General features: G+C 26.6%; 6 protein-coding genes. All 6 read left to right on the top strand.

Annotated elements, in window-relative coordinates; translation table 11 throughout:
* Window positions 1–366: 366 nt before the first annotated feature.
* The gene (locus N4A55_RS08375; protein WP_293755150.1) at window positions 367–738 is read left to right on the top strand and encodes a hypothetical protein; all 372 of its coding nucleotides are present in this window, start codon (window positions 367–369) and stop codon (window positions 736–738) included.
* Complete coding sequence (locus N4A55_RS17040; protein WP_443083824.1) at window positions 669–923, top strand: helix-turn-helix domain-containing protein; 255 nt, start codon at window positions 669–671, stop codon at window positions 921–923. Before N4A55_RS08375 ends, N4A55_RS17040 begins: the two co-directional genes overlap by 70 nt.
* A 517-nt stretch (window positions 924–1,440) precedes the next feature.
* On the top strand, window positions 1,441–1,764 hold the full coding sequence (locus N4A55_RS08370; protein WP_293755149.1) for a hypothetical protein: 324 nt from the start codon (window positions 1,441–1,443) through the stop codon (window positions 1,762–1,764).
* 370 nt (window positions 1,765–2,134) lie between these two features.
* Window positions 2,135–3,298 (top strand): DUF262 domain-containing protein, encoded by a 1,164-nt coding sequence (locus N4A55_RS08365; protein WP_293755148.1) that lies wholly within the window; start codon window positions 2,135–2,137, stop codon window positions 3,296–3,298.
* A complete protein-coding gene (locus N4A55_RS08360; protein ID WP_293755147.1) occupies window positions 3,282–3,902 on the top strand; it encodes a hypothetical protein in 621 nt (206 codons plus the stop codon). The genes N4A55_RS08365 and N4A55_RS08360 overlap by 17 nt, the downstream gene beginning before the upstream one ends.
* Before the next feature lie 224 nt (window positions 3,903–4,126).
* A complete protein-coding gene (locus tag N4A55_RS08355) occupies window positions 4,127–6,205 on the top strand; it encodes an N-6 DNA methylase (protein WP_293755146.1) in 2,079 nt (692 codons plus the stop codon).
* Window positions 6,206–6,410 lie beyond the last annotated feature (205 nt).

The raw sequence follows: 6,410 nt of genomic DNA, 5'->3' as shown, positions 1-6,410 counted from the left end.
GTACACCACTTAATTCAGATATTTTCTTATTGGTAAGTCCTTTTTCGATTCTAATTTCTCTTAGTCTCATGAGATCATTCCTTTTGAGTTTTAAAATACGCATATATTTTTACTAATAATATTACGAAGTATATAGCATAATAGAAAAATAGAAAGTGAAGATTAGTACATAAGATAAGCTTACCAAGGTAGGCTTTATTTTTTTACATAAAAAAGCGATAGTGCTAAGGGCATACTATCGCTTTTTTTATCCGAAATTCTAATACCTCTATAAAATTATATACCATATATTACCATTAGTCAAATGCTGTAGAACTTTATATAATTAAAGTAATAAAATACATAATTTGACAGGAGTGAGACAGCATGGTTGACATTAAAAAGTTTAGACAAGAGGTAGGATTAACATTATTTGAATTAAGTAAAGAATCTAGTGTGGCTGTAACAAAAATATTGCTACATGAACAGGGCATTATAGAAATGAACCTATTAGACCAAGACAAGGTTAGAAAAGCCTTAGAATTGTCCATAGAAGAGTTTTTTGAGGGTGGACAGATTGAGCAGAAACAACTTACAGAAGAAGAAAGATTAGAAGAAGAGATAAGAGTATTAACAATAGAATATATGAGAGCCTTAAAAGATATACAAAAGAATCCCAATCATGAAAGTTGGTACAATCTAGGAGAAATGAAAAAGGAGATAGACGACCTAGAAAAAAAGTTTATGGGTATGTCCTAAAAATTAAAGAAATAAGAGAGTCTAAGAATATAAGTTTAAATAAATTATCTAAGATATCGGGTGTATCAAAATCGACTCTATATCAGATTGAGAATAATGATAGTAAACCTTATTTTGATACAATCTATAAAATATCACGGGCTTTAAAAGTAAAAATTGATGACTTGGTAGATGGCATAAGTTAATTGTGCGTAAAACGTTCGGTGCGCCGAACGTTAGTCAGAAACCTTTTAGCATATAACTATGGTATAATATACCTAACAGCTGTGAGCGATAATGTTAGTACCAAGACATGGTTGCTCGTTACAAAACGTAGTTCGGACAAAATATATGTTCCATTCAATACCAGGCAAGGGATGCGATCTGTTAAGAGCAGTCATATATCTCGTCCAGAAAGTGGTCTAAGGGCATATATCTAACCTATTAGGTGTAATATAATTATAGGTTAATCTCCCCTCAAAAAATTTAAAAGAACAAAGTGAGGTTGCTACAACTCCTGCAGGCACTGGTTAAGTAGCCCGAGGCTGATGCAACACCGACCGTTCTATGCTATATTTGTGGGAGGTTGAACCAGTAATGGTTATGTTATATATTAATTCCTCGTAATGTGTATTATCTTTACTCAAAAACGCTTTACACGAACATAGGTTCGTATTATAATATAAGTAATAGGTAATTGATAATGACATTGGAGGGACAAAAATGGAAACATTAATCGCAATGAAAGAAGAATATAAAAAAATCGTTAACGATATCAAATTACACCCAGACCATATACATATGTATGATTTGGACGGGTGTATGAAAGAAATCGAAAACAGATGCTTTATTGTATCAAAAAAAGAGGGGAATGTCAATATTGACGGTACTGGTTCTGCTGGTATTGAAGAATTGAAGGGCATAGATAATATTGAAGAGTTTGAAAGAAAAGGGATAATTAAATTGTGCAAAATGAATAAAAATGAATTATTAACCTTGAAGACTATAGTTGGAACAATATTTGATATTGCAATTTCAAGTAAATAAACATTGAAAAATCCACATTATTATTTGTGTGGATTTTTTTATGCTAAATGTCTGTATTGCTTCAAATTGTTCGTGACTGTGTAGTTGTACGCCTCACCTCCATCTATGAAATCCACGACAATCTAGAGATAGGTTGGGCGTGGATTTTTTATGTTTATATATTGGGGAAACATCATTGCATTGTCAATTTTATAAGTTGTAATGGTGTGTATAAAAGGAGGGTAATTTTAAGGATAGACATGAAGATGAAAAGATATTTCAATTATGAGTAAATATATGATATAATAATTAGAAAGTTAATTATGCGATTAATAATATGTAATGAGTAAGTATATACTTAGAAAATATAATGATTAAGGGAGTATAGGGTATGGAAAATGATCGGTTGCAGTTAGAGGAAAATAATATACAATTAGCTGAAAATGAACATGTTGATGATTCGGAAAAAGCAAATGATAGTGAAAAAAAACGCAAATTATTAGAAGATACAAAGATAGTGAAACAAACATGGTCTATTATTGAAATCTATCAAAAAATAGATAGTAAAAAACTTATTTTGGATCCTCATTATCAAAGAAATAATATATGGAAAATTGATAAACAAGTATCATTTATAGAATCGTTGTTTATGGGAATTGTTATACCACCTATATATGTCGTGGAGATACCAGAAGAGGACTTGTTAAAAGGAAATAAATATGAAGTTGTAGATGGAAAACAGAGATTAAATACAATTAAAGATTTTTTAGAAAATCAGATTTGTTTAAAGGAAAAACATTTAGAATACTATGCTGATATATATGGTAATAAAACATTTAGTGCTATTAAGAATGAATATAATGAGCAAATTAAGGAGTTTTTATCTTCTGTTTTAGATGTATATGTTATAACGGCTAACTCGCCAGAATTTACTAAGTATGATATATTTGCAAGACTAAATAAAGGATCAGAAAAATTAAAAGTAAATGAGATTAGAAAAGCGATATATTCTTGTAAAGTTTTAAGAAAAATAGAAGATTTTATAGAACAAAGAGTTGAAGGGGAGAAGTTTGAAGAGGAAAGATTTAGAGAAGAACAGAATAAATATAAAGAAATCTTCACTCCAAATGATATAAAAAGATATGAAGATTATGGTAGGTTTTTTTCAAGTATAGCATATTATCTAAGAATGAATATAAATGACAAGGTGATTAATGGATATAATTCTAGACCAAGAGAGATGATAAATACTATATTAGCGGAGCTTCAACAGAATCCAGAAAGGTTACAAGATGAAGAATTAGATAAAATTTTAGAGCAGACAATTAAGCTTATGCTTAACTTAAAAAATAAAGTTCCTGTTAAATATATCAAAAATTTAACAGATGTTTGTATTTATTTTGCTGTAAAAAGAGAGGATTTTTATAACTTTTTTGATAAAATTATTAGTGATGATGAAATAATTAAAAGTCTCGAGAAATCACCTACTACTACAAGTAATGTCAATAAAAGAGTTAAAAGGATAAGTGATATACTAAATGAACAGAGTAATTAATAAAAATGAGCTTAAATCTGAAGAAATACATGCATTAATAATATATAGATATCTTAGACTATTTAATACATTAGAAAATAGAGTGAAAGAAGTATTTAAACAGTATATTGAAAATGTGGAGAAAAAAAATTGCGCGGAAATTTATGCTAAAATATGGTTTTATGTTGGAGGATTAAAAGGAAATACCACCTATATTGATTTTGAAAATAATCATTTACAACAAGCTAATGTAAAGTATGATCATAAAACGATTTTTAGTTCGTTTACTTTTAACAATATAATTAAATTAAGTAAAAATGAAAAGATTATTAAAATTTTTGAGTTTCAAGTTAAATCGTTTAATAATAAGAGGCTTGAATATGAGTTTTATGATTGTTGTAAAATATTGATACAAATGAGAAATGTTTTATCACATGAAATTGAAAAAGATAATTTTAAGGATAATGCGATTATAGAAAAATTAAGTATAGAAAAATTAAGGGAAAGGAATATTGAATGGTTAAAGAACATTGATATTTCGAATATGAGTGAGTCAAGTAAAAGTATTTTGAGCAATTATTTAATAATGGAACAAATTATAAAAAAATTGAACAATTTCCTTTGATAATAGTACTATATAAAATATTTAACTTTATTTTGAGTGTAGTATATGGGGTTGAAATGAATTTGTTTGAACCTTATATTTTAGGTCAATTAAGTTATTTTCAGTGTGACAATCATTTTATATAAAGAGAAAAAATTGTCACATTAAAAGTAAAAAGTGGATTATAAATAAAGATATATATTATTAAATATATATCTTTATTTATAATATGAAAGGAGTAAATAATGGAAAATAAAATAAATTATAATTTGTTTTATGAAGTATTATCAAATATTAGAGAGGAATTTCATAGTAAAGGACGATTAGATGATTCAAATAAAAAGTTGGATGAAATAGTTAAATTATTAGTAATAAGTTATTATATAGCATTAAAAGAAAAAAAGAAGTTTAATATAGAATATGTGAAAAATTTTGCAAAACGAAATTATAATGATGAAAGTAGAATAGCAATTGCATTAATAAGTATTTTTAATGTAATTTCAAAGGATGAAATGTTTTTTAATCAAGATGGAACTAATGTTTTTGGTGCTAATCCTCAAATGAATATACAAAATAGTGAAAATCAATTTGCTGAAATGTTAATTTGTGAATTAAGTAAACTTGATTTTGTGGCATTATTAGAGGAGAGAAGAGAAGGTACATTTGATATAATAAATGAATGTTTTGGACATTTTGTGCGTGAAAATTTTAGAAATAATAAAGAAGATGCTCAATATATGACACCGTCAGAAGTAGTAACCCCTGCTTTGAAGATATTAGTTAATGATATAATGGAAGATGATTTTTTTAAAAAGAGCATTATGAATTTAGAAGAAAAATTTATGATTTTGGATCCTACTTGTGGTGTAGGGACATTGCCAATAGAAATGTCTAAGTTGATAATTGAATATATTAATAGATTAAAATTAAGTGAAGAAGAAAAGAGGGGGATTATTGAAAAAATCAAAAAACATTCAATTTATGGACAAGATAAAGTTGATAGAATGACAAGGCTTTCTAAAATTAATGCATTGATGTTAGATTGTGATATCTATAATTTCCAGCAGGGGAATAGTATATCAGAGGAAAGTTGGATAGATAATTTTTATAATAAAATAGATATAATTGTATCTAATCCACCATTTGGAGCAGAATTTCTTTTTGGAAAACTTAAGAATAAAGAGTATTATTCAATATTAAAAGGTATATGTAAAGATGATACTATTGTTACGTCAGAATTGTTGATATTAGATAAGAGTATTTCACTTCTAAAAAACGGTGGTAAATTAATGATTATAGTGCCTGATTCAGTTTTATCAGCAAAGGGATTGTATGAGACATTTAGAATTGAATTAAATAAAAAAGTGAATATTAAAGCTATTATAGATCTGCCTAGTGTAACATTTGCTCAAGCTGGAACAAGAACTAATAGTGCAATAATTTATCTAGAAAAAAGAGTTGCAAAAAATGGAATATTTATGGGTATATGTAAAGATGTAGGTTTTGTAGTTAAAGATAGGGTTGGAATTCCTGTAAAATTTTCTAAAGGCGAAAATGAAATGAAAATAATAAGTCAAAAATATATTAGTATCGATAAGAAAATTGAGAATATGAAAAAACATAAAATAATTAATAATACACCTTCGTGTACGATTGTTTATAATAGTGATATAATAGATAATATTTATAAACCGAATTTTTATGATTCAAAGAGATTGAAAACATTAAATGAATTAAGAAATATACCAAATGATAAATTTGAGATTAAAGAACTAGAAGAAATTGTAGAATTTATGGATAATAAAAGAGATAAAAAATATGTGGAAGAAGGATATAGGCATATAAGTGTTTTGCATGTTAGAAGAGATCATACAATTGATTTTCAAAAAGTTGAACAATTCAAGCCTATTTCAAAAGGAAAGGTATGTTGTGCAGGAGATATATTGTTTTCTAAAATTAATCCACAAAATCCAAGAATTGCAGTAGTTCCAGAATATAATAGTGAACTAGTATGTTCGTATGAGTTTTCAATATTAAAGCCTAAGGAAGGATATTCTTCTTTTTTAATTAGTTTTCTATTGAATAGTAATCTAGTAAAAAATCAAATTATTAGTTTAACTAGTGGAACATCATCATCACATAGTAGGATAAAAGAATTACAATTAAGAAAAATTTTAATACCATATCCTAAAAAAGATGGAATTGAATATAATTTATATAGTGATATAGCAAAAAACATAAAGAGAACTATGTATAAAAAATATAAAACAGAAAAATCTCTATTTAAATTAGAAGAAGAGATTGAAAATAACATATACGGTTAAAAGTGAAGAATTAACCTGAAATTAATGCAAATAAAAGAAATATGTATTAAATGGTTATAAGTATATATGTAAAGAATATGTTGTTGGTGGATTTCATAGTATGTGGTTAACCTCCATTATACAAAGTTACAATTATATTTACATCAACTCTATCTTCGAAAACGGTTATCTGCCTAATAAATGTGTGGATAATCTTTTTTTTGTT

The organism is Vallitalea sp., assembly GCF_025211055.1.
GTDB lineage: Bacteria > Bacillota > Clostridia > Lachnospirales > Vallitaleaceae > Vallitalea.
The sequence above is the reverse complement of the archived record's forward strand: the minus strand, read 5'-3'. Positions and strand labels throughout refer to the sequence as shown.